Genomic DNA, 23,981 nt, shown 5'->3' with positions numbered 1-23,981 from the left:
CGGCCGCGTTACCGGGGCAGGTCGGTCCGCCCCATCAGCGCCTCGTCCACGCTGCGCGCGCACTGGCGGCCTTCGCGAATGGCCCATACGACCAGGCTCTGCCCCCGGCGCATGTCGCCGCATGCCCAGACGTTTTCGTCGCTGGTGCGGTAATCGATGGTGTTCGCCTTCACATTGCCGCGCGCGTCATGCTCGACCGCGGCTTGGTCCAGCATCCCGGTCTTGCGCGGGCCGGTAAAGCCCATGGCAAGCAGGATGAGGTCGGCGGGAAGCGTGAAATTGCTGCCCTCGACTTCCTTCATCTCGCGCCCTTCCCATTCGAGGCGCACGCATTCGAGGCCTGTGACCGTGCCGTTTTCGCCGACGACACGCTTGGTCAGGACGGAGAAATCGCGATCCACCCCTTCCTCGTGGCTCGACGATGTCCGCATTTTCAGCGGCCAGTGCGGCCAGGTCAGCAGCTTGTCTTCCTTCTCCGGCGGCTGCGGCATGATTTCGAGCTGGGTCACGCTTTTCGCGCCCTGCCGGTTGGACGTGCCGACACAGTCGGAGCCCGTATCGCCGCCGCCGATGACGATGACATGCTTGCCCGTCGCGGTCAGCGTGCCGCGCGGGGCGGCGCGCTGTTCATCGTCGCCGGCGTTGCGCTTGTTCTGCTGCGTCAGGAATTCCATCGCCAGCCGCACGCCGGACATTTCGGCGCCCGGAATGTCGAGCTGACGCGCTTCCTCCGCCCCGCCCGACAGGACGACGGCATCGAAATTCTCCTTCAGCGTCTTCATCGAAATATCGACGCCCACCTCGGTCGAGGTGCGGAAATGCACGCCCTCGGCCTCCATCTGCCCGGCGCGGCGATTGATGAGGTGCTTCTCCATCTTGAAGTCGGGAATGCCATACCGCATCAGCCCGCCGACCCGGTCGTTCTTCTCGAACAGGGTGACGGAATGCCCCGCGCGGGCGAGTTGCTGTGCGCAGGCCATGCCGGCGGGGCCGGAGCCGACGACGGCGACGGTCTTGCCCGTGCGCTGTTTCGGCGGCTGCGGCGTGATCCAGCCTTCTTCCCATCCCTTGTCGACGATGGCGCATTCGATCGACTTGATCGTAACCGGCGCATCGGTGATGTTGAGCGTGCACGCCGCCTCGCACGGGGCGGGGCAGATGCGGCCGGTGAACTCGGGAAAATTATTCGTCGAATGGAGGTTGATCAACGCCTCGCGCCATTCGTTGGTATAGACCAGATGGTTCCAGTCCGGGATGATGTTGTTCACCGGACAGCCGTTGTGACAATACGGAATCCCGCAATTCATGCAGCGCGAAGCCTGGCCTTTCAGCTCGCCCTCGCTGTGCGGAATCGTGAATTCCTTGTAATGCTGCAACCGCTCTTCGGGTGCGGCATAGCTTCGGTCCTGCCGGTCGAGTTCGAGGAAGCCTGTTTCCTTGCCCATGTCTAATGCTCCCTTATTCCGCCGCGACCGTTTCGGCCTGCTGGGCCTCGGCTTCCAGCATCTTCAACGCGTTTTCATAATCGAGCGGCATGATCTTCACGAACTTTTTCAGCGTTGTGTCGAAATCGGCGAGCAATGCGGCGGCCTTGCGGCTTCCGGTGTGGAGCTGATGCCGTTCGAGCAGGATGCGGATGCGTTCGGCGTCGTGGTAGAGCGGATCGCCCATGCCGAAATCCTCTACCCCGTGGCCGCGCTGTTCCGGGCGGTGGCCGGACATGTCGTCGTCCTGACCCACGCTCCCGATTTCGCGCAGGTCGACCATGTCGGTGTTGCACCGCTTCGCGAACTGTCCGTCCTCGTCATAGACATAGGCGATGCCGCCGCTCATCCCGGCCGCGAAATTGCGCCCGGTCCGGCCCAGCACGCAGACCACGCCGCCGGTCATATATTCGCAGCCATGATCGCCGGTGCCCTCGACCACCGCGATGGCGCCGGAGTTACGCACGGCAAAGCGTTCGCCGGCCACCCCGTTGAAGAACGCCTCGCCGGCGATCGCGCCATACAGAACGGTGTTGCCGACGATGATGTTCTCGCCCGGATCGCGTGACAACCCATCGGGCTGCTTCACGATCAGGCGCCCGCCCGACAATCCCTTGCCGACGTAATCGTTGCAATCGCCGGTCAGCTGCATCGTCACGCCATGGGCCAGCCATGCGCCGAAGCTCTGTCCGGCCACGCCGGTGAAATCGATGCGGATCGTGTTGTCGGGAAGCCCGGCATGGCCGTACTTCTTTGCAATCTCGCCCGACAGCATCGCGCCGGTCGTCCGGTTGACGTTGCGAATCTCGCGCGAGATCTGCACCGCCTCCTGCCGGTCGAGCGCAGGGGCCGCGTCGCGGATCAACGTGCGGTCGAGCGCGGCATCGAGCCCGTGATCCTGTTCGTCCGTCTGGAACAGCTTCGTCCCTTCGGCCGGTTCGACCACGTGCAGCAGGCGCGACAGGTCGACGCCATCCGCCTTCCAGTGGCGGATCGCCTTCTTCATGTCGATGCGATCGACACGGCCGACCATTTCCTCGACGGTGCGGAAGCCCATCTCGGCCATGATCTTGCGCAGCTCCTCGGCCACGAAGAAGAAGTAATTAATGACATGCTCGGGCGTGCCCACGAAACGCTTGCGCAATTCGGGGTTCTGCGTCGCGACGCCGACCGGGCAGGTGTTGAGGTGGCACTTGCGCATCATGATGCAGCCCGCCGCGATCAGCGGGGCGGTGGCAAAGCCGAACTCGTCCGCGCCGAGCAATGCGCCAATGGCAACGTCGCGCCCGGTGCGCAGGCCGCCATCGACCTGCACCGCGATCCGGCTGCGCAGATTGTTGAGGAGCAGCGTCTGCTGCGTCTCGGCAAGGCCGATTTCCCACGGGCTGCCCGCATGGGTCAGCGACGTCAGCGGCGACGCGCCGGTCCCGCCCTCGTATCCCGAAATGGTGACATGGTCCGCGCGCGCCTTCGACACGCCGGCGGCGACCGTGCCGACGCCGACCTCGGACACCAGCTTGACCGAAATGCGCGCATCCGAATTCACGTTCTTCAGGTCGTGGATCAGCTGTGCCAGATCCTCGATCGAATAGATGTCATGATGCGGCGGCGGCGAGATCAGGCCCACGCCCGGCGTCGAATGGCGCACCTTGGCAATGGTCTTGTCGACCTTGTGGCCGGGCAATTGCCCACCTTCGCCGGGCTTTGCACCCTGCGCCATCTTGATCTGGATATCGTCGGAATTGACGAGATATTCGGTCGTCACGCCAAACCGGCCCGATGCGACCTGCTTGATCCGGCTGCGCATGGTGTCGCCATTGTCGAGCGGCTTGAAACGCGCAGGCTCCTCGCCCCCCTCGCCGGTGTTCGAACGCCCGCCAATGCGGTTCATCGCGACCGCCAGCGTGGTATGCGCCTCCCAGCTGATGGAGCCGTAGCTCATCGCGCCGGTGCTGAACCGCTTGACGATTTCGGCGGCTGGTTCGACCTCCTCGATCGGGATGGCGCCGTCGGCCTTTTTCAGGTCCATCAATCCGCGAATGGTGAGCAGCCGTTCCGATTGCTCGTTCACCGATGCGGCATATTGTTCATACGTGTCGAAATTCTTGCCGCGCACCGCGTGCTGCAGGTCGGCAATGTTCGACGGGGTCCATGCATGGTCCTCGCCCCGGACGCGATATTGGTAGATCCCGCCGACGTCGAGCATATTCGAATAGATCTGCTCGTCGCCATAGGCCGCCTCGTGCCGGCGCACGGTTTCGGTGGCGATTTCGGACAGGCCGACACCCTCGATCGTGGTGGCGGTGCCGGTAAAGAAGCGCTCGACGAACGCGCTCGACAGGCCGACCGCGTCGAAGATCTGCGCCCCGCAATAGGATTGATAGGTCGAGATGCCCATCTTGGACATGACCTTGCGAATGCCCTTGCCGATCGCCTTGACGTAGTTCTTCTCGACCTCCTCGCGCGATAGCGGGCTGTCGTTCTCACGGCGGATCTGTTCGAGCGTCTCGAACGCGAGATAGGGGTTCACCGCTTCGGCGCCATAGCCTGCGAGCACGCAGAAATGATGCACCTCGCGCGCCTCGCCCGTTTCCACGACGAGCCCCGTCTGCATGCGCAGCCCCTGCCGCACGAGGTGGTGATGCACCGCCGCCGTCGCCAGCAATGCGGGCATGGCGATCCGGTCCTTGCCCTGCGCCCGGTCGGACAGGATGAGGATGTTGCGATCCTGCAGGACCGCCTCGGTCGCGGCCCAGCACATTTCCTTGAGCGCCATTTCCAGCCCCTCGGCACCGGTCGCGGCGTCCCAGGTGATGTCGATCGTCTCGGTCCGGAACGCGCCGTCGAGCGCTTCCTCGACCGAGCGGATCTTGGCGACATCGGCATTGGTCAGGATCGGCTGCGTCACTTCGAGCCGCTTGTGCGTGCCGGCATCGTGGCCGAGCAGGTTCGGGCGCGGGCCGATCATCGACACCAGGCTCATCACCAACTCCTCGCGGATCGGATCGATGGGCGGGTTGGTGACCTGCGCGAAGTTCTGCTTGAAATAATCGTAGAGCAGGCGTGAACGCTGCGACAGCACGGCAATCGGCGTGTCCGTGCCCATCGAGCCGATCGGATCCTCGCCGGTATTGAGCATCGGCTCGAGGAACTTCGTCACGTCCTCCTGGCTGTAACCGAAGGCCTGCTGACGGTCGAGCAGGGTCGTTTCGTCGCCCTGCGGGGTATCGCCCGCCTCCGGCTCCACCGCGTCGAGATCCTTGAGCTTGTACTGCGACCGGTTGAGCCAGTCGGCATAGGGTTCGTCCGCCGAAAGCTTCGCCTTCAGCTCCTCGTCCTCGACGATGCGCCCTTCTTCAAGATCGATCAGCAGCATCTTGCCCGGCTGGAGCCGCCATTTGCGCACGATGTCCTCTTCGGCAAACGGCAGCACGCCGCTTTCCGAGGCCATGCAGACGAGATTGTCCTTCGTCTCCAGCCAGCGGGCGGGGCGCAGCCCATTTCGGTCGAGCGTGCCGGCGATCTGCCGCCCGTCGGTGAAGGCGACCGCGGCCGGGCCGTCCCACGGCTCCATCAACGCGGCGTGATATTCGTAGAACGCGCGGCGGGCCGGGTCCATTTCCTCGTTCTTGGCCCATGCCTCGGGGATGAGCATCATCATCGCATGGGCAAGGCTGTATCCGCCCGCCAGCAGCAGTTCGAGCGCATTGTCGAGGCACGCGGTGTCCGATTGCCCGTGCGGGATGATCGGCCACATCTTGTCGAGATCGGCGCCCAGCAGGTCCGATTCCATGGTGCGGCGGCGCGCGTTCATCCAGTTGACGTTCCCGCGCACCGTGTTGATCTCGCCATTATGAGCGATGAACCGGAACGGTTGGGCGAGCCGCCAGCTCGGGAAGGTGTTCGTGCTGAAACGCTGGTGCACGAGCGCCAGTGCCGACGTGCAATCGGGATCGCGCAGGTCGTCGTAGAACGAACCGACCTGGTTCGCGAGCAGCAGGCCTTTATACACCACCGTGCGGGTGGAGAAGCTCGGCATGTAAAGCTCGGTCAGGCCGGGCAGGTCATGCTTTTCCGCCAATGCGGCAAGCGGGTTCTGCGCCTGCTTGCGAATGGTCAGCAGCTTGCGCTCGAACGCGTCCTGATCGGCGCAATTGTCGCCCATCGCGATGAAGCACTGCCGGATGACCGGCATCTCCTCGAGCACCGTCTTGCCCAGCCCGTCGAGCGTGGTGGGCACGTCGCGCCAGCCGATCAGCGTCTGGCCTTCCTTGGCGATGAACTTCTCGAAATTGGCGATGGTGAAATCGCGGGATGGCTCGTCACGCGGCAGGAAGCACATCGCGACCGCATATTGCCCAAGCGGCGGCAGCGTCAGCCCCGCCCCCTCGGCCCAGCGGCGATAGAGCGCATCGGGCATCTGAATGAGCAGGCCCGCGCCATCGCCCAGCAGCGGGTCGGCCCCGACCGCACCGCGATGGTCCAGGTTTTCCAGGATGGTCAGGCCCTGTTTGATGATCGCGTTCGATTTTTCGCCTTTGATATGAGCAACGAAGCCCACGCCACATGCGTCATGTTCGTTACGCGAATCGTAGAGGCCTTGAACCGGCGGAAAACCCATAGTCACCTATCCTGTCGGAACCCGGGCCTGATTGCCCGGAAATCAGGCGCAACATATCGACCCACCCCGAAAGGCAGCGAAAAGTTGCGCGTTCAGCCCCCTTTGGCGAAAGGAAACTGTTTTTGCAACTATGCGGCGCGGGTTTTTCGGCAAGACGCGACGCATCTGCGGCAATTTTTCGCAGATGCGGCACGATCTGCCGGGTGGCGCGCGTGCGAATCGCCGGGCGTCAGGCGACTGCCTTCAGCGATTTGCGTCCGTTCGCGGCGATCCACTCCTCGACGATGGGCGCGATCTGGCCGCGCCATTTCGAGCCGTTGAAGATGCCGTAATGCCCCACGCCGGGATGCATGTGATACTTGCGCTTTTCCTCCGGCAGGTTGTTCACCATGTCGAGTGCGGCCTTCGTCTGGCCGATGCCGGAAATGTCGTCGCGCTCGCCCTCGATGCACAGGATGGCGGTGTCGGTGACCGCGTCGAAATCGATTCGCTCGCCCCGATGGGTGAGCAGGCCGCGCGGGAGCAGGTGTTCCTGAAACACGGCATCGACGGTCGAGATGTAGAATTCCGCCGTCATGTCGCACACCGACAGATATTCGTCGTAGAAATCCTTGGTCGCATCCGCGCTTTCGCCGTCGCCTGCCACCAGATGCTTGAACATGCCGTAATGGCTCATGATGTGGTTGCCGAGGTTCATCGACATGAAGCCGGCAAGCTGGAGAAAGCCGGGATAGACCTTGCGTCCGGCGCCCGCATACTGGGCCGGGACGGTCGCGATCAAATTCTGACGGAACCAGGCGAGCGGGCGTTTCGTCGCCATTTCGTTCACCTCGGTCACGCCTTCGCGGGTGTCGATGGGACCGCCCATCATGGTCAGCGTGGCGGGGCGGGCGGGGTTGCCGTCCTTGGCCATGATCGCGGTCGCGGCAAAGGCGGGGACCGAAGGCTGACACACGGCCATGACATGGGTGCCCGGCCCGATATGTTCGAGGAATTCGATGACATAATCGATATAGTCGTCGAGATCGAAGCGTCCCTCCGACAATGGCACGAGCTTCGCATCGGTCCAGTCGGTGATATACACCTCGGCGCTTTCGATCATGCGTTCGACCGTCCCGCGCAGCAGCGTGGCGTAGTGCCCGCTCATCGGCGCGACGATGAGAAGTCTGGGCGCGTCCTTGGGCAGTCCCTCGCGGCGGAACTGCTTCAGATTGCCGAACGGCTTGTGCAGCACGTCCGATTCGACGACCGGATAGTCCTTGCCGTCCACTTCCACGGTGTCGAGGCCGAATTCCGGTTTCCCGCGCGAGCGTGCGGCATGGGAAAACACCTCCAGCGCACTGGCCGCGGACGGTCCGAAACCGTTATATCCCCAGGGATTGCGCGGATTTCCGAGCATTTGCGCCGCGACCGACGCGGCCGCGCTCGCCGAGGACAAAAAGGCGCGTTGCAGTTCGTAGAATTGATACAGCACCGTAAAATTCTCCTGAAATTAAGCGGCGAGGGCGCGGGGAAAAGCAGCGCGCCTTCTCGATATTGCAATGCAGCACGGTCCATTTGGCTCCCGCAAGGGATATATACAAGTGTGCCGGGATGACGCGGCGATGATGCGTCGCGGCGCGCAACGAAAGAATAAGGCGCGCATACGGCTTCACCCGCCCTTCCGCTTCGGCTAGGGGGCGGCATGGCAAGCTCAAAGACCAGGGCCTCGCGCCTGCGTGGCGGTTCCACACCATCGAACGAACGTCCGCCGGCGGATACTCTGTCCCCGCTTTCGCTGCTGCTCGGCATGGCGCGGCAATATCCCGGGCGGCTCGCGGCCGCGATTGCCGCCTTGACCGTGACGGCGGCGGCAACGCTGGCGATCCCCTCGGGTTTCAAGCTGGTGATCGATCGCGGCTTTTCGGGCGATGGCGACATTGCGCGCTGGTTCGAATATCTGCTCGTCATCGTGGTCGTGCTGGCCATCGGCACAGCGCTGCGCTTTTACTACGTGTCATGGCTCGGCGAACGGATCGTCGCCGATCTGCGCGTGCGGGTGCAGGACAATCTGCTCTCGCTGCCGCCCGGCTTTTTCGAGGAAAACAGCCCGGCCGAGATTTCGTCGCGCATGACGTCGGACACCGCCATTATCGAACAGGTCGTCGGCAGCACCGTATCGGTCGCGCTGCGCAACGTGCTCATGGCGGTGGGCGGCACGATCTATCTCTTCGCACTGACGCCGGAACTGACCGCGGGATTGTTCATCCTCATCCCCATCGTCATCGTGCCGATCGTGTGGTTCGGGCGGCGGGTGCGCAATCTCTCCCGGTCGAGCCAGGACCGCATCGCCGATGTCGGCGCCATGGTGTCCGAAGTGCTGGGCGCGATGAAGATCGTGCAGGGCTTCAACCAGGAAGACCGCGAACGCGCGCGTTTTGCCGCCGCCGTCGACCGCAGTTTCCAGACTGCGCGCCGCCGCATCATCATCCGTTCGATCATGACGGGCCTCGTGATCTTCCTCATCTTCACCGCGCTGACGCTGCTCATGTGGAAGGGCGCCTCCGACGTGGCGGCGGGGCGCATTACGGGCGGCACCATCGCCGCCTTCGTCATCACCGCCGGGCTGGTCGCGGGCGCGTTCGGATCGCTGACCGAGGTGTATGGCAATCTTCTGCGCGCGGCGGGCGCGGCGCAGCGGCTCGGCGAATTGCTGGCGGCGCGTCCCGCCATCGCCGCGCCCGCCCGTCCGCAGGCGCTTCCCGATCCGCCGCGCGGAGCGATCGCGTTTCGCGACGTGACCTTCCGCTATCCCACCCGGCCCGACGCCGCCGCGCTCGAGGATTTCTCGCTCGTGGTGGAGCCGGGCGAGACGGTTGCCATCGTCGGCCCGTCGGGCGCGGGCAAGTCGACCCTGTTTCAGCTCGTCGCGCGTTTCTACGATCCGCAGGCAGGCAGCGTGCGCGTCGACGGGGTGGAGCTGACCCGCGCGGACCCGGCGGAGGTACGCCGCCGCATCGCGCTGGTTCCGCAGGAAAGCACGCTTTTCGCCGCCAGCGCGCGCGACAATCTGCGCTATGGCCGCTGGGATGCGAGCGATGCGGAGATTGCCGACGCGGTCGAGGCCGCCAATGCGGCGGAGTTCCTCGCCGCCCTGCCGCAGGGGCTGGATACGCAGCTGGGCGAGGGCGGGGCGCGCCTGTCCGGTGGTCAGCGGCAGCGCATCGCGATTGCCCGCGCGCTTTTGCGCGATGCGCCGATCCTGCTCCTCGACGAGGCGACGAGCGCGCTCGATGCCGAGAGCGAGCGGCTGGTGCAGGGCGCGCTGGACGAGCTGATGCAGGGGCGCACGACGCTGGTCATCGCGCACCGGCTTGCCACCGTGCGCGCCGCCGACCGCATCATCGTCATGGACGGAGGCCGCATCGTCGAGGAAGGCACGCACGACAGCCTCAGCGCGTCGAGCGGGCTCTACGCCCATCTTGCCGGCCTGCAATTCGACAGTTGAGACCGGCAATTCAGCAGGCTTTCATTCGCCGCCTGTTAAAGGTAGCATTTGAAACCGGATTTCGCCGGTCCGTGCGTCATGCACCGCCACCGGCGCAGGGCTTTGGCCCGATAAGACACAGGGCTCTTGCCCGATAAAAGAGGATCGTATCTCCATGAGAATGTCAAAACTCGCACTGTCCCTGTCCGCCGCCGCGGCCGCGCTGACCGCGCATGTGCCGGCGTTTGCCCACGGGACCGACGGCCACGACAATGCGAATGGCCACGGCGCCCACGCGCATGTCATGCAGGATGCCGCGACGGGCGAAGGGGCGGCCGACGATACGCCGACGATGAATTTCGGCAGCTGGGGCATCGACCCGAGCGAGATCGACACCACTATCGACCCGGGCGACGATTTCTACGCCTACATGAATCGCAAATGGATGCAGGCGAACACGATTCCTTCGGATCGTTCGCGCTTCGGCTCGTTCGACCTGCTCGCCGTGCAGGCGGAGAAGGACCTGCGCACGATTGTGACCGACATGGCGGCGCAGGGCGGCTCGCTCGACACGCCGGAGGGGCGCGTGGCGGCGGCCTATGCGGCCTATCTCGACACCGACACGATCAATGCGAAGGGGCTGGCACCCGCGCGGCCCTATCTCGACGCGATCTATGGCGCGGGCGATCTTGCGGGGCTGATGCGGTTGTTCGGGACGCCGGGCTATCCCGCGCCGCTGGGCCTCGGCGTCACGACTGATTCCAAGAACCCGGATCAGTATATTCCCATCCTCGCCGTGGGCGGGCAGGGGCTTCCCGATCGCGATTACTACCTCAAGGATACCGAGAAGAACCTCGAGATCCGGGCGAAATATCGCGAATATCTGACCTTCCTCGCAAGCCAGCTCGACTATGCCGACCCCGGCGCCACCGCCGATGCGGTCTATGCGCTGGAACGCCGGTTCGCGATGGCGGACTGGGACAATGCGATGTCGCGCAATCGCAACCTGACCTATAACCGCCTGTCGCGCGACGAGTTGATGGCGCTGGCGGGCGATGCGCCGCTGGCCGCGATGCTGGATGCATCGGGCATCGATACGGATCAGTTCTGGGTCTATCACGTGACGCCCACGGCGGAGGAAATCGCGCAATACGGTCTCACCGTTGCCGATCTGGCCAAGCTTGGCGGCGGGGTGGAGCAGCAGCTCGAAATCCTGTCCGAAACCGACATGGCGACGTTGCAGGCATGGGCCGCGCTCCATCTCATCGACAATCGTTCCTCCGTCCTTCCCGAGGCGATCGACAATGCGAGCTTCGAATTCTACGGCAAGACGCTCCAGGGCACGCCCGAGCAGCAGGCCCGGTGGAAGCGTGCGCTGTCCGCGACCGAGGGGATGATGGGCGAGACGCTCGGCAAGGAATTCGTGTCGCGCCATTTCCCGCCGGAAAACAAGGCGAGCATGGACCAGCTCGTCGCCAACCTGCGCAAGGCGATGGCCGTCAATCTCGAAGATCTCGACTGGATGGGTGCCGAAACGCGGCAGGAAGCAGTGGCCAAGCTCAACGCCTTCACGCCCAAGATCGGCTACCCGGACGAGTTTGAGACCTATGACGGCATGGACATCGTGAAGGGCGATGCGTTTGCCAATGCGATGGCGTCGGATCGCTGGCACTGGAACGACATGGTGTCGAAGCTGGGGCAGCCGGTCGATCGCGGCGAATGGCACATGACGCCGCAGACGGTGAACGCCTATTACAACCCGACCATGAACGAAATCGTGTTCCCCGCCGCCATCCTGCAGCCGCCGTTCTTCAACGCGGGCGCCGACGATGCGGTGAACTATGGCGCGATCGGCGCGGTCATCGGCCACGAAATGGGCCATGGCTTCGACGATCAGGGCGCAAAGTCGGATGGCGAGGGCGTGCTGCGCAACTGGTGGACCGAGAAGGATCTCGCCAATTTCGAGGCGCTGACCTCCTCGCTTACCGAGCAGTACAATGCGTTCTGCCCGTTCGACGATGGCGAAACCTGCGTGAACGGGAGCCTGACGCTGGGCGAGAACATCGGCGATCTGGGCGGGCTGAGCCTTGCCTATCGCGCGTACAAGATGTCGCTCGGCGGAAAGGACGCGCCGGTCATCGACGGGCTCACCGGGGATCAGCGGTTCTTCCTCGCCTGGGCGCAGGTGTGGCGCACGCTGATGCGGGAGGAGGCAGCCCGCACCCGCATGGCCACCGACCCGCACTCGCCGAATCAGTACCGCGTGAACGGCATCGTCCGCAATTTCGACGAGTGGTACGACGCGTTCGGCGTCACGGCGGAGGATGACCTTTATCTCCCGCCGGAGGAGCGCATCCGCATCTGGTGATCCGCGGTTGGGCGCGCGCGTCGTCAAACGTGCGCCTTTTGGCGGACATTTGCAAACGCCGTCCGGTTCGCGCCGGGCGGCGTTTTGTCGTGGTGTGGAATCACGCCCGTCGGAACCATGGCACCCCTTGCCCGGTTGTAGGAGACGAACATACAATCGAAAGAAACGACGATGGGTATCATAATCGTGATCATTGTCGGTGCCATTCTCGGCTGGCTCGCCAGCATCGTCGTGCGCACCGGCGCCAGTCAGGACGCCGCCCTCAACATGGTGGTGGGCGTATCGGGTGCATTGATTCCCGCCCTGCTGTTCGCCGGGCCGGACATCGTCACGCGGTTGACCGCGGCGACCCTGCTTCTGGCCGTGGTCGGGGCGCTGGTGCTGTTGTCGACGGTGTGCATCTTTCGCCACCATCCGGCATGAGCTGCACGATCCGGCGCGGGTGGATCAGGAACCGAAACGCCGCGCCCGCGCTATAGAGGCAAAGCCCATCTGCCCATTTTTCCCGGAGCCTGTCCCATGACCACTACCCCCGCCCAGATCGCCACCGGCAAGCGCGACATGGAAGATGTCGTCGTCGGACGGTTTCGCTCGATGGGCGCGACCAACCCTGCCACCGCCGTCGATATCGTGCCGGCCGACCCGGTCGAGGCCGACCGTTTCGACCGCCTGCGCGCGCAGGGTGTGATTCGCGGATCCGGCGGCGGCTTTTTCCTCGACGAATCGGCGCTCGCCGAATTGCGGACGCAGCGCAAGGGCGCGCTCTATGGCGGGCTCGGCGGGGTGGCCGTGATCGGCGGATTGCTGACCTGGCTGCTGCGCCGCGGGCGTTGAGCCTTACCAAAGCTTGACTTATCGACCGGCCTGCCGCAAAGGCGCAGGCATTCGGGGCGGCGCTGAGATACAGTGCCGCCTCGCCTGCTTTATCCGGCGCGAATCGGATGGCGGGACATTTATCGAAGACCGAAACTGAGCGTATCCGGACTGACCGGCGCGCGAAGCAATTTTTAGGATAGCGCCATGGCGAAGCCCGCAACCGTCAAGATCCGGCTGGTTTCCACCGCCGACACCGGCTTTTTCTACGTCACGAAGAAAAACCCGCGCAACATGACCGAAAAGATGGTTCAGCGTAAGTATGACCCGGTCGTGCGCAAGCATGTCGAGTTCAAGGAAGCCAAGATCAAGTGATCGCGGCTTTCCCGCAATAGTTGCGGGAACGCATGTCCTCGGCATGGTTTTCGGTTCACGGCGCGTTCAATGCCGCAATGTGAAAAGACCGATATGATGACCATGAAAACAAAACTTTCCGGGATCGCTCGTGCCATGGGTGCGGGCGCTCTCATGCTTTCGGTGCCCGCCGCGATGACGGTTGCCGTGACCCCCGCGGTCGCTGCGACCGGCGATCTCGACCGGGCGGTGTCGGCCCTGCGCGCGATACAGACGATGCAGGCCGATTTCACGCAGGTGGGCCGCGGCGGACAGAGCGTCGGCGGGACGATGACCCTGAAACGACCGGGTAAGATCCGGTTTCAGTATCAGAAGGGCGTCCCCATGCTGATCGTGTCGGACGGTTCGCGTCTGACCATGCTCGATTACGAAGTTCGCCAGAAGCAGGTGTGGCCCGTCGCCAACAGCCCGCTCGGCGCGCTGCTCGATCCCGGCAAGGACGTCGCGCGTTACGGGCAGATCATGCCGAGCGGCAATCCCAACGTCACCAGCGTCAAAGTGAAGGATCCCAAGCACCCCGAATATGGCGCGATCACGCTGATCTTTCGCAAGAAGTCGGGCGCGCCGGGCGGCATGGAACTCGCCAGCTGGGTCGCGGTCGATGCGCAGAACAACGTGACCAAGGTGTTTCTCGACAATCACCGTTACGGCATGGCGGTCAGCGATTCGATGTTCCGGTACAAGGACGTCACCCCCGCCGCGCGCCGGGGCCGTTAAAAATAGGTCCGGAAACGGCGACAATCCGTGTCTCGCTGGCGCCGGGCCGAAAAGATCGGAATTTTTGTTCAGCAATCCGACAGCGAATTCCCCCTAGAACGGCAAAGACAAGACGGGCGGTCCACCGGGTTTCCCCCCTGTTGCCCAGGTCCGCCGGATCGTCTTGGCAAAGCGTGACGAACGCGAAAAGGAACCCTCGTCCCATTGCCCCCGGGACGAGGGTTTTTTGCTGTTTCCGGGCGATGTGCGGCCCTGTGAACTGGACATTGCGCGCGACCGCCCTATGGCCGTGCGCATGGTAAAGATCGCCACATGGAACATCAATTCGGTGCGCCTTCGCATCGACCAGGTCACCCGTTTCCTGAAGGAAGAGCAGCCCGACGTGCTGTGTCTTCAGGAGATCAAGGTCGCCGAAAATCTCTTCCCGCACGCCCCGTTCGAGGAATTGGGCTATACCCACCGCGCCGTGCATGGTCAGAAGGGCTATCACGGCGTCGCCACGATCAGCCGCCTGCCCTTGCGCGAATTGTCGCGCCACGACTGGCAGGACAATGGCGAGGCGCGCCATGTCGGCGTGGAGGTCGGCGGCGCGGCAAAGGGGATGCTGCTCGAAAACGTCTATATCCCGGCGGGCGGCGATGTCCCCGACCGGGCGGTGAACGACAAGTTCGGGCAGAAGCTCGATTTCCTCGAACGCATGGCGCGCTGGGCCGAAACGGTCGATCGGCCGAGCATGATCGTCGGCGATTTCAATATCGCGCCGCTCGAACATGACGTGTGGAGCAGCAAGTCGCTGCAGAAGGTCGTGTCGCACACCCCGGTTGAGCGCGAGGCGCTGGCCCGGTTCAAGGATGCGCATGGATGGGTCGATATCGGGCGCGAACATGTGCCGCACGATGAAAAAAGCTACAGCTGGTGGTCCTATCGCAACCGCGACTGGAAAAAATCGAACCGGGGTCGGCGACTCGACCATATGTGGGCGTCGCCCGAACTCGCGAAGCAGGCGACCGGGCACGAGGTTCACTTGGCCTGCCGGGACTGGGAACGGCCGTCGGATCATATCCCGCTCGTCACCCGCTTCGAATTGTGAGAGCCTGAACCATGAACGGCACCGCGTCATCCCGGCGGGCGGGGCAGGCGATCGACGCATTGCGCCACGGCTGGCCGATCCGGATCGAGGACAGGGTCACGCTGCTGCCGGCCGAAACCGGCTATGATGCGGGGGCGACCTCCCGGCTGCTGCTGATCTCTGCGGCGCGGGCGGTGACGTTGAAACTCGCGAATCAGAAGGACGCGGCGGCGCCCGATGCGCCCGCACTCATCCGTGCGGCGGAACCGTTCGCGCTGCGCAATGCGCGTGAGCTGGCCGACCCGGCGCGCGACCTCGCCAATCCGCTGGCCGGACCGTTTCGGGCGCAGCCTCTGGATTGGGAGGAGATCGCGGTCGCGGCGATGACGCTGGCGCGGATCGCGGGCTTGCTTCCGGCCTTCATGGTGGATCCCGCGATCCCGGGCGAAGACATCTGCGAAGAGGCCGTGCCCGTGTCGCTCGCCGATCTCGCGCAGTTTCAGGACAGCGCCCGGCTCACCGTGCAGGCCCGCGCCGCCTTGCCGACCGAGGCGGCGGACCATGCCGAGATCGTCGCCTTTCGCGCCCCGGACGACCTGCGCGAACATGTCGCGCTCGTCATCGGGCGGCAGGGGGATAGGCGCGTGCCGCTCGTCCGCCTGCATTCCGAATGCCTGACCGGCGATGTGCTCGGAAGCCTCAAATGCGATTGCGGGCCGCAGCTCGATGCGTCGCTGGCCGCCATGGCGGAGGAGGCGGAAAAGGGCGGCTGGGGCATTCTGCTATACCTGCGGCAGGAAGGGCGCGGCATCGGGCTGATCAACAAGCTGCGCGCCTATCGGCTTCAGGATCAGGGGTTCGATACGGTCGATGCGAACAACCGGCTGGGCCTGCCGACGGAGGCCCGCGATTTTCCGGTCGCGGCGCGCATGCTGCATCTTTTAAACGTCGATACGGTGCGCTTGATGACGAACAATCCGGCCAAGGTCGCGGCATTGGAGGAGGTCGGCGTGACCGTCACCGAACGCGTGCCGCACCAACTGCCCGCCAATCCGCACAATGCCCGCTATCTCGATACGAAGCGCGACCGGACGGGGCACCTGCTGCGCTAGGCCGGTTTACGCGAACCGGCGGATCACGTTGAGAAAGGCGGTGCCATAGGCGTCGAGCTTTTTCGCGCCCACGCCCGGCAATTGCGACAGTTCGCCCCGATTGGCGGGTTTCAGCCCGGCCATGTCGCGCAGCACCGAATCGTGGAACACCACATAGGGCGGCACGCCCGCCTCCTCGGCCAGTTCGCGGCGCAGAGTGCGCAATTCGTCGAACAGCGGATCGCCCACCGGGTTCAACGCCTGCCCTGCGCCGCGCGCCCGGCGGCCCCGCTCCCGCTTGGGCGGCAGCACGATTTCGAGCGTCTGCTCCCCTTTCAAAAACGGCCTTGCATCGGGGCCGAGCATCAGCCCGCCATGCTCGGTCGGCAACAGCGCGCCGCGCACCTGCAACGCGCGCTGCACCGGTTTCAGGAGCGCGGCTTCCTCGCCCTCGACAATGCCGAAGACCGACAGGGTGTCATGCGCGTTCTGGCGGCTGCGGTCGCTGGACTGTCCGGTGAGCACGCTTTCGATGTAGCCGCCGCCATACATTTGCCGCGTGCGCGCCACGGCGGACAGGTATTTCTGTGCCGTGACCGTCGCATCGACCGACTTGGGCGGGTTCAGGCAATTGTCGCAATTGCCGCAATGCTGCGCCGGGTTTTCACCGAAATGGCGCAGCAAGATCGCGCGGCGGCACCCCCCCGTTTCGACCAGCGCGCCCAAGGCCGACAGCCGCACCCGCTCGCTTTGCCGGCGGGTTTCGTCCACCTCCATGATGCGTTGATTGGCGCGGGCGAAATCGTCGGCGCCCCAGAACAGATGCGCGGTCGACGGATCGCCGTCGCGCCCCGCGCGCCCGGTTTCCTGGTAATATCCCTCGATGCTCTTGGGAAGACCGGCATGGGCGACGAAGCGTACGTCGGGCTTGTCGATGCCCATGCCGAACGCGACGGTCGCGCACATCACCATGTTTTCCGACGCAACGAAGGCGGCCTGGTTGCGGCTGCGCACCTCGGGCGGCATGCCGGCGTGATAGGCGCGCACCTCGCGCCCCGGCGTGGCCAGCGATTGCGCGAGCCGTTCGGTCGCGGCGCGGGTCGGTGCATAGACGATGCCCGGTCCCGGCTCTGCGTTCAGCAATTGCTGCAACTGGCGCGTCAGGCTGTCGCGCGGCGTAATGTGATAGCGGATGTTGGGCCGGTCGAAGCCGGCGACGATCATGCCATCCTCGGCAATGCCGAGCTGGGCGAGAATATCCTCCCGCGTGTGCTCGTCCGCCGTCGCGGTCAGCGCAAGCCGCGGCACATCGCCAAATTCGTCCAGAAGCGGGCGCAGCAAGCGGTAATCGGGCCGGAAATCATGGCCCCATTCCGAAACGCAATGCGCCTCGTCAATGGCAAAGAGGCACACGCGTGCGCTGCGCAGCATGTCGCGGAAATAGGGCTGGCTCGCGCGTTCGGGCGCCACATAAAGCAGGTCGAGCGCGCCATCGCGAAACCGCGCGATGGTTTCGGCGCGATTGTCGTCCGCACTGGTCAGCGTGGCGGCCCGAATGCCCACCGCTTCGGCGCTGCGCAGCTGATCATGCATGAGCGCGATGAGCGGGCTCACCACGACGCATGTCCCCTCCAGCATCAGCGCGGGCAATTGATAGGTCAGCGACTTGCCCGCACCCGTCGGCATGACGGCCAGCGTCGATTGCCCGGACAGGACGCGCGACACCACCGCCTCCTGCCGCCCGCGAAACGCGGAAAAGCCGAAGACGTCCTTCAATCGGGAAAGGGGATCGTCAATCGTATGCGGCAATGGGTTCAGTCCAGATTGGGGCGCAGCCAGCGTGTCGCGGTCTCCATATCGACGCCGCGCCGCCGCGCATAGTCTTCAAGCTGATCCGGGCCGACGCGGGCGACGCCGAAATACTGGCTCTCGGGATGGGCGAAGTAGAACCCCGACACGGCCGATGTCGGCAACATCGCCTGGCTTTCGGTCAGGGTGATACCGGCGTTGTCCTGCGCATTCAGGAGGTCGAACAATATCGGCTTCAGGCTGTGATCGGGACAGGCGGGATAGCCGGGCGCGGGGCGGATGCCGCGATATTGCTCCTTGATCAGCGCCTCGTTCGTGAGCTGTTCACCCGTCGCATAGCCCCAGAGCGTCGTGCGGACATGTTGATGCAACCGTTCGGCAAACGCCTCGGCAAACCGGTCGGCCAGCGCTTTCAGAAGAATGTCGGAATAATCGTCATGCGCCGCCTTGAACCGGGCGGAATGTTCGTCGATCCCGTGGATACCGACCGCGAACCCGCCGATAAAGTCACCATCCTTGGCAATGAAATCGGCAAGGCAGAAATTCGCCCGGCCCTTGCCATCGCGCCCTTGCGACTTCTTCACCTGTTGCCGCAGGAACGGCAGGCGCGTGCCATCGTCGAGCAGCACGTCGTCGCCATCGCGGCGGCAGGGCCAAATATTGCACACCCCCCGCGCGGTTAGCCATTCTTCCTCGACAATGCGGCGCAGCATGGCCTGCGCATCGTCATACAGCGCGCTGGCGCTGTCGCCGACGATCTCGTCTTCCAGAATGGCGGGGAAATTGCCGGCCAGCTCCCATGCGCGGAAGAACGGGGTCCAGTCGAACGTTTCGATCAGGTCGGACAGGTCCCAATTGTTGAACACGTGGAGGCCGGGCCTTGCCGGGGCGGGCGGCTTCTGCCCCATGTCGGCGGCAAATCCGTTGGCGCGCGCCTCGGCAATGGGGAGCAGCGCGCTCTGCCCCTTGTTGGCGCGGGTCACGCGCACCGCCTCGTAATCGTCCGCGGTCTTTTTGACAAAGGGATCGCGCTGCGTATTGGACAGAAGCTGCGATGCGACGCCGACCGCGCGGCTGGCGTCGAGCACGTGGATCACCGGCCCGTCATAGGCATTGTCGATGCGCAATGCGGTATGCACCTTGCTCGTCGTCGCCCCGCCGATCAGCAGCGGCATGGTCATCTCGGCGCGCTGCATTTCCTCCGCCACCGTCACCATCTCGTCGAGCGAGGGGGTGATGAGGCCCGACAGCCCGATCATGTCCGCGCCGGTTTCCTGCGCCCTGGCGATGATGTCGGGCCAGGGCACCATGACGCCCATGTCGATCACTTCGTAGCCATTGCATTGCAGGACCACGCCGACGATATTCTTGCCGATATCGTGCACGTCGCCCTTCACCGTCGCCATGATGATGCGGCCCTTCGCCTTGGCGCCCTCTTCCTTCTCCGCCTCGATGAAGGGGATGAGATGGGCGACCGCCTTCTTCATCACGCGGGCGGATTTGACCACCTGAGGCAGGAACATCTTGCCGCTGCCGAACAAATCGCCGACCACGTTCATGCCGTCCATCAACGGCCCTTCGATCACCTCGATCGGGCGGCCGCCGGCCTCGGCGGTGGAGCTCCGCATTTCCTCCGTATCGTCGACGATATGCGCGTCGATCCCCTTGACCAGCGCATGTTCGAGCCGTTTCGCCACCGGCCAGCCGCGCCATTCCGCGGCCTGCTTCTCCGCCTCGGGCGATTTGCCCTTGTAGCTTTCGGCGAGCGCGATCAGCCGCTCGGTCGGGGTTTCGTCGCCCCGGGCCGGGCGGTTCAGGATCACATCCTCGCACGCCTCGCGCAGGACGGGGTCGATCTGATCATAGACGTCGAGCTGGCCCGCATTGACGATCGCCATGTCCATGCCCGCGGGGATCGCGTGATAGAGAAAGACCGAGTGCATCGCCCGGCGCACCGTCTCGTTCCCGCGAAAGCTGAAGGAGAGGTTCGACAATCCGCCGCTGATGTGCACATGCGGGCAGGCGGCGACGATTTCACGCGTCGCCTCGATGAAATCGACGCCGTAATTGTCATGCTCCTCGATCCCTGTCGCGACGGCGAACACGTTGGGATCGAAAATGATGTCCTCCGCCGGGAAACCGATCCCGGTCAGCAGGGCATAGGCGCGCTTGCAGATTTCGACCTTGCGCGCCTTCGTATCGGCCTGGCCTTTTTCGTCGAAGGCCATGACGACGACCGCCGCGCCATAATCCATGCAGATGCGCGCATGGGTGAGGAACGCCTCTTCGCCTTCCTTCATCGAGATGGAATTGACGATGGGCTTGCCGGAAACGCATTTCAGCCCGGCCTCGATCACCTCGAACTTGGAGCTGTCGACCATGATCGGCACGCGGGCGATGTCGGGTTCCGCCGCGATCAGTTTGAGGAAGGTGGTCATTGCCTCCACCGCGTCGAGCAGGCCTTCGTCCATGTTGACGTCGATCACCTGCGCGCCGTTTTCGACCTGGCTGCGCGCGACCTCGACCGCGGCGGGGTAATCGCCCGCCATGATCAGCTTCTTGAACCGGGCCGAGCCTGTGACATTGGTGCGCTCGCCAATGTTGACGAAACGCGCGCTATTGCTGTTTGACATGTGTTTTCCGCTCGTGGCTCAACCGGCCATCACAAAGGGTTCGAGGCCCGCAAGCCGCATTTTCGTTTCGGGCGTGGGGCGTGTGCGCGGCGTCAGGCCGGCAACCGCCTTCGCCATGGCGGCGATATGCTCGGGACTGGACCCGCAACATCCGCCCAGCACGTTGACCTGCCCGCCATCCGCCCATTCGCGGACGAGGGTGGCGGTGGTATCGGGCATCTCGTCATATTCGCCAAGCTCGTTCGGCAGGCCCGCATTGGGATAGACCATGATGAGCGTATCGGCGATCTGCGAAAGCGTTTTGACATGCGGGCGAAGCTGCGTCGCGCCGAAACTGCAATTCAGCCCGACGGTGAGCGGCCGGGCATGGCGCACCGCGTACCAGAACGCCTCCACCGTATGGCCCGAAAGATTCCGTCCCGAAAGATCGGTCAGCGTCATCGACAGCATGATCGGGATTTCGCGGTTCAGTTTCCGCTCCACCTCGCGCACCGCCATGATCCCGGCCTTGGCGTTCAACGTGTCGAAGATCGTCTCGATCAAGATGAAATCCGCGCCCCCGTCGATCAATGCCTCGACCTGCTGCGCGTAGACCGCGGTGAGATAGTCGAAATCGATCTCCCGAAAACCGGGGTCGTTGACGTCGGGGGAGAGGGACAATGTCTTGTTCGTCGGGCCGATCGCCCCGGCGACGAAACGCGGACGCCCGTCGGCGGCGGCGAATTCGTCCGCGACCCGGCGGGCCAGCATCGCGCTTTGCCGGTTGATTTCGTCGACGAGGTGTTCCGCCGCGTAATCGGCCTGGCTGATGGTGTTCGCGCTGAACGTATTGGTGCAGGCGATGTCGGCGCCCGCCTCGAAATAGGCGCGGTGGATCGATTCGGGCACGTCGGGGCGGGTGAGGGCGAGAATGTCGTTATTGCCCTTCGCATCCTTCGCAAGGGCGAGATCGCCCATGTAATCCGCCTCGACCAGCTTGCGGTTCTGAATCTGCGTGCCGAAGGCGCCGTCGGTGATGAGGATACGCTTGGCCGCCTCGGCTTCGAAGCTTTGGCGGGCGGCGGAGGGGGTGATGCTCATGCGGCCTGCTCCGTCTGCTCGGCAGCGACCGGGCGGCGGCCCAGCAGGTGGCAGATGGCGTAGGACAGGTCCGCACGGTTCAAGGTGTAGAAATGGAAATCGCGCACGCCGCCTGCGTAAAGCCTGCGGCAGAATTCCGCCGCCAGCGTCGCGGCGACCAGCTTGCGCGCGCCGGGCCGTTCGTCCAGCCCTTCGAACAATCCGTCCATCCACGCCGGGATCTGCGCCCCGCACTGCGCCGCGAACTTGCGCGTCTGCGCCACGTTCGACACCGGCAAGATGCCGGGGACCAGCGGTGCATCGACGCCGTCCGCCGCGAGCCGGTCCCGGAAATCGAGGAAGCATTCGGGCCGGAAGAAGAATTGCGTGATCGCCCGGTCGGCACCCGCGTCCAGCTTGCGCTTCAGATTGTCGATATCGCTTTGCGCGCTCTGCGCCTCGGGATGGGTTTCGGGATAGGCGGCGACCGAAATCTCGAACGGAGCGATGGCCTTCAATCCGGCGACGAGATCGGCCGCGCCGGCATAGCCGCCGGGATGCGGTTCGAACCGCCCGCCCGGCGTGGTCGGATCGCCGCGCAGTGCGACGATATGGCGCACGCCCGCCTCCCAATATTGTTCGGCGACGCGGCGAATGTCGTCCTTGCTCGCCTCCACGCAGGTCAGATGCGCGGCGGCGGGGATGCGCGCCTCACGGATAATGCGTTCGACCGTCGCATGGGTGCGTTCGCGCGTCGATCCGCCCGCACCATAGGTGACCGACACGAATTCGGGCGCCAGCGGGGCCAGCTTTTCCACCGCGTCCCAGAGCTGCGCTTCCATCTTCTCGCTCTTCGGCGGGAAGAATTCGAAGGACACGCCAATATCGCCGGGCAGGCTGGCGAACAGGGGCACGCCATCGGCGGTGATGCAATCGGCAGGGGATACGGAAACGGGATCGGTCATCGGGACATGGCCTTCGCTGAAAAATCGGAGGTCGGGGTCATCAGGGGCATATCATCGCGAAGCCCCGTCCAGATGCGGACGGTGAGCTCCTTGCCCGGAAGGGTACTGTCGGCCGCAGGGGTATAGCCCGCATGCGTCAAGAGCTGGTGCATCTGCGTATCCGTAAAGCCGAGCCGGGCATGGGCATGGCTTTCGCGCAATTCCTCGTGCCGGTGGGCGGCGAAATCGACGATGGCGATACGCCCGCCGGGCCGGGTGACGCGCGCCGCCTCGGCCAGAACATCCTCCGGCGCCTGCGCATAATGGAGGACGAGATGGAACAACACCGTGTCGAACCGCGCATCGGGAAAAGGCAGCGCACGAAAATCCCCCTGCAGCAGGGTAAGCCGCGCCGGGGAAAGATTTTGCAGCCGCGTCCGTGCGAGGCGCAGCATCTCCGGGCTCTTGTCGATGCCTGCGACATGGGCGGCGGCGGGCGCGAACAATTCGGCCATGCGCCCGGTGCCCGTGCCGACGTCGAGCAGTTCGCCCAGGCTCGCCCCGTCGGCGGATTCGGCATCGTCCCTGCCGCCGACGCGCAGCAAGCGGGCGAGTTCCGCCTCCACCTCCCGCTCCGCGACGTGCAGGCTGCGCAGCGAATCCCATTCCTCGGCATGACGCTCGAAATAGCGGGCGGCGCTGGCCTCGCGCGCAGTGCGGATCGTGTCGAGGCGTTGGCGGTCGGCTGCGCATTCGGCGGCGAACGCGCTATCCTCGCGCTCCGCCGCGGCGAGGAGCCGGTCCGCCGCCGCGCGCATCGCCGCCGATTCGCCGCGCGCCGCGTCGAGCGGATCGTGCAGGCGGCTGCGCAAGAAGACCCAGCTTCCTTCCTTGCGCTTTTCGGCGAGGCCGGCCTCGGTCAATATGCGGACATGGCGCGAAATGCGCGGCTGGCTCTGATCCAGCACCTCGGCCAGTTCGCCCACCGCAAGCTCCATGCGCGACAACAGCCGCAGCAGCCGCAGCCGCGTCGGATCGTCGAGTGCGCGAAGAAGATCGCCGATGGTCATGGCGTCATCATATAAAGGAAGCTTTATATGTTTGCAACGATTGCGGAGACTCAGCGCGCGCATTAGGGGAATTGCGTCACAACCCCCTATCCGTGAAGGATCGAACCCATGAAGAAACTTGTTCTTTTCGCCGGCGTAGCAAGCTTCGCCCTGTCCGCCTGCGGATCGACCGACGATGCCGACGCGCCTGCCGAGGCCGACAATGTCGAGATGCCCGCCGACGAGGTCATGATGGAGCCCGGCATGGGCGAGGATCCCGCCGTCAATCCCGCGATGGCCGACGACATGGCCGGCCCCGAACCGCGCGAGACCCCCGAAACGGTCGAAACCCCCGCCGCCGAAGCCGTCGCCGACGATGCCGCCATGGCCGCCGACGACCTGACCGCCGCGATGAACGAGGATGCGCAGGACGCACGGTAAGGT

The 23,981-nt window shown here is 64.6% G+C and carries 17 protein-coding genes; 9 read left to right on the top strand and 8 right to left on the bottom strand.

Annotation, left to right across the window (positions count from 1 at the left end; genetic code table 11):
• Positions 1–8 precede the first annotated feature (8 nt).
• The 3 genes from Q0897_RS07515 to phaZ form a co-directional block, all read right to left on the bottom strand.
• A complete protein-coding gene (locus Q0897_RS07515) occupies positions 9–1,445 on the bottom strand; it encodes a glutamate synthase subunit beta (protein WP_299308616.1) in 1,437 nt (478 codons plus the stop codon).
• A gap of 13 nt (positions 1,446–1,458) precedes the next feature.
• The gene (gltB, locus tag Q0897_RS07510) at positions 1,459–6,105 is read right to left on the bottom strand and encodes a glutamate synthase large subunit (protein WP_299308615.1); all 4,647 of its coding nucleotides are present in this window, start codon (positions 6,103–6,105) and stop codon (positions 1,459–1,461) included.
• Between the two features lie 229 nt (positions 6,106–6,334).
• A complete protein-coding gene (phaZ, locus tag Q0897_RS07505) occupies positions 6,335–7,579 on the bottom strand; it encodes a polyhydroxyalkanoate depolymerase (protein WP_239805067.1) in 1,245 nt (414 codons plus the stop codon).
• A 210-nt stretch (positions 7,580–7,789) separates the two neighbouring features.
• Between phaZ and Q0897_RS07500 the strand changes: the two genes are divergently transcribed.
• From Q0897_RS07500 to ribA, 8 genes are all read left to right on the top strand, one after another.
• Complete coding sequence (locus Q0897_RS07500) at positions 7,790–9,592, top strand: ABC transporter transmembrane domain-containing protein (protein ID WP_299308613.1); 1,803 nt, start codon at positions 7,790–7,792, stop codon at positions 9,590–9,592.
• 160 nt (positions 9,593–9,752) lie between these two features.
• Positions 9,753–11,939: a M13 family metallopeptidase gene (locus Q0897_RS07495; protein ID WP_299308611.1), complete on the top strand. Its 2,187-nt coding sequence runs from the start codon at positions 9,753–9,755 to the stop codon at positions 11,937–11,939.
• A gap of 171 nt (positions 11,940–12,110) precedes the next feature.
• Entirely contained in the window at positions 12,111–12,362 is a 252-nt protein-coding gene (locus tag Q0897_RS07490; protein WP_299308609.1) for a GlsB/YeaQ/YmgE family stress response membrane protein, read from the top strand.
• Between the two features lie 96 nt (positions 12,363–12,458).
• Positions 12,459–12,773 (top strand): hypothetical protein, encoded by a 315-nt coding sequence (locus Q0897_RS07485; RefSeq protein ID WP_202082727.1) that lies wholly within the window; start codon positions 12,459–12,461, stop codon positions 12,771–12,773.
• A gap of 186 nt (positions 12,774–12,959) precedes the next feature.
• Positions 12,960–13,127 carry a 50S ribosomal protein L33 gene (rpmG, locus tag Q0897_RS07480; protein ID WP_066764720.1) on the top strand — a complete coding sequence of 56 codons (168 nt, stop codon included), beginning with the start codon at positions 12,960–12,962 and terminating at the stop codon, positions 13,125–13,127.
• Between the two features lie 93 nt (positions 13,128–13,220).
• Positions 13,221–13,883 carry an outer membrane lipoprotein carrier protein LolA gene (locus Q0897_RS07475; protein ID WP_299308605.1) on the top strand — a complete coding sequence of 221 codons (663 nt, stop codon included), beginning with the start codon at positions 13,221–13,223 and terminating at the stop codon, positions 13,881–13,883.
• Between the two features lie 295 nt (positions 13,884–14,178).
• Positions 14,179–14,973 carry an exodeoxyribonuclease III gene (xth, locus tag Q0897_RS07470; protein ID WP_299308603.1) on the top strand — a complete coding sequence of 265 codons (795 nt, stop codon included), beginning with the start codon at positions 14,179–14,181 and terminating at the stop codon, positions 14,971–14,973.
• 11 nt (positions 14,974–14,984) lie between these two features.
• Positions 14,985–16,064, top strand: a complete 1,080-nt coding sequence (gene ribA, locus Q0897_RS07465) for a GTP cyclohydrolase II (protein ID WP_299308601.1) — start codon at positions 14,985–14,987, stop codon at positions 16,062–16,064.
• A 6-nt stretch (positions 16,065–16,070) separates the two neighbouring features.
• On the opposite strand, the gene recQ is transcribed toward ribA, so the two are convergent.
• From recQ to Q0897_RS07440, 5 genes are read right to left on the bottom strand one after another with little or no spacing between them, the layout of a single operon-like run.
• The gene (gene recQ / locus Q0897_RS07460) at positions 16,071–17,852 is read right to left on the bottom strand and encodes a DNA helicase RecQ (RefSeq protein ID WP_299308599.1); all 1,782 of its coding nucleotides are present in this window, start codon (positions 17,850–17,852) and stop codon (positions 16,071–16,073) included.
• A gap of 5 nt (positions 17,853–17,857) precedes the next feature.
• Positions 17,858–20,485 carry a methionine synthase gene (metH, locus tag Q0897_RS07455; RefSeq protein ID WP_299308598.1) on the bottom strand — a complete coding sequence of 876 codons (2,628 nt, stop codon included), beginning with the start codon at positions 20,483–20,485 and terminating at the stop codon, positions 17,858–17,860.
• Between the two features lie 18 nt (positions 20,486–20,503).
• A complete protein-coding gene (locus Q0897_RS07450; protein ID WP_299308596.1) occupies positions 20,504–21,565 on the bottom strand; it encodes a homocysteine S-methyltransferase family protein in 1,062 nt (353 codons plus the stop codon).
• Entirely contained in the window at positions 21,562–22,509 is a 948-nt protein-coding gene (metF, locus tag Q0897_RS07445; protein ID WP_299308594.1) for a methylenetetrahydrofolate reductase [NAD(P)H], read from the bottom strand. The genes Q0897_RS07450 and metF overlap by 4 nt, the downstream gene beginning before the upstream one ends.
• Positions 22,506–23,558, bottom strand: coding sequence for a metalloregulator ArsR/SmtB family transcription factor (locus tag Q0897_RS07440; RefSeq protein WP_299308592.1), 1,053 nt, complete (start codon positions 23,556–23,558; stop codon positions 22,506–22,508). The genes metF and Q0897_RS07440 overlap by 4 nt, the downstream gene beginning before the upstream one ends.
• Before the next feature lie 108 nt (positions 23,559–23,666).
• On the opposite strand from Q0897_RS07440, the gene Q0897_RS07435 reads away from it, so the two are divergent.
• The gene (locus tag Q0897_RS07435; protein ID WP_299308590.1) at positions 23,667–23,978 is read left to right on the top strand and encodes a hypothetical protein; all 312 of its coding nucleotides are present in this window, start codon (positions 23,667–23,669) and stop codon (positions 23,976–23,978) included.
• The last annotated feature ends 3 nt before the right edge of the window (positions 23,979–23,981 follow it).

The organism is uncultured Croceicoccus sp., assembly GCF_947496385.1.
Taxonomy (GTDB): Bacteria; Pseudomonadota; Alphaproteobacteria; order Sphingomonadales; family Sphingomonadaceae; genus Croceicoccus.
Note: the sequence above shows the minus strand (reverse complement) of the source record. Positions and strands in the feature narration are given on the sequence as shown.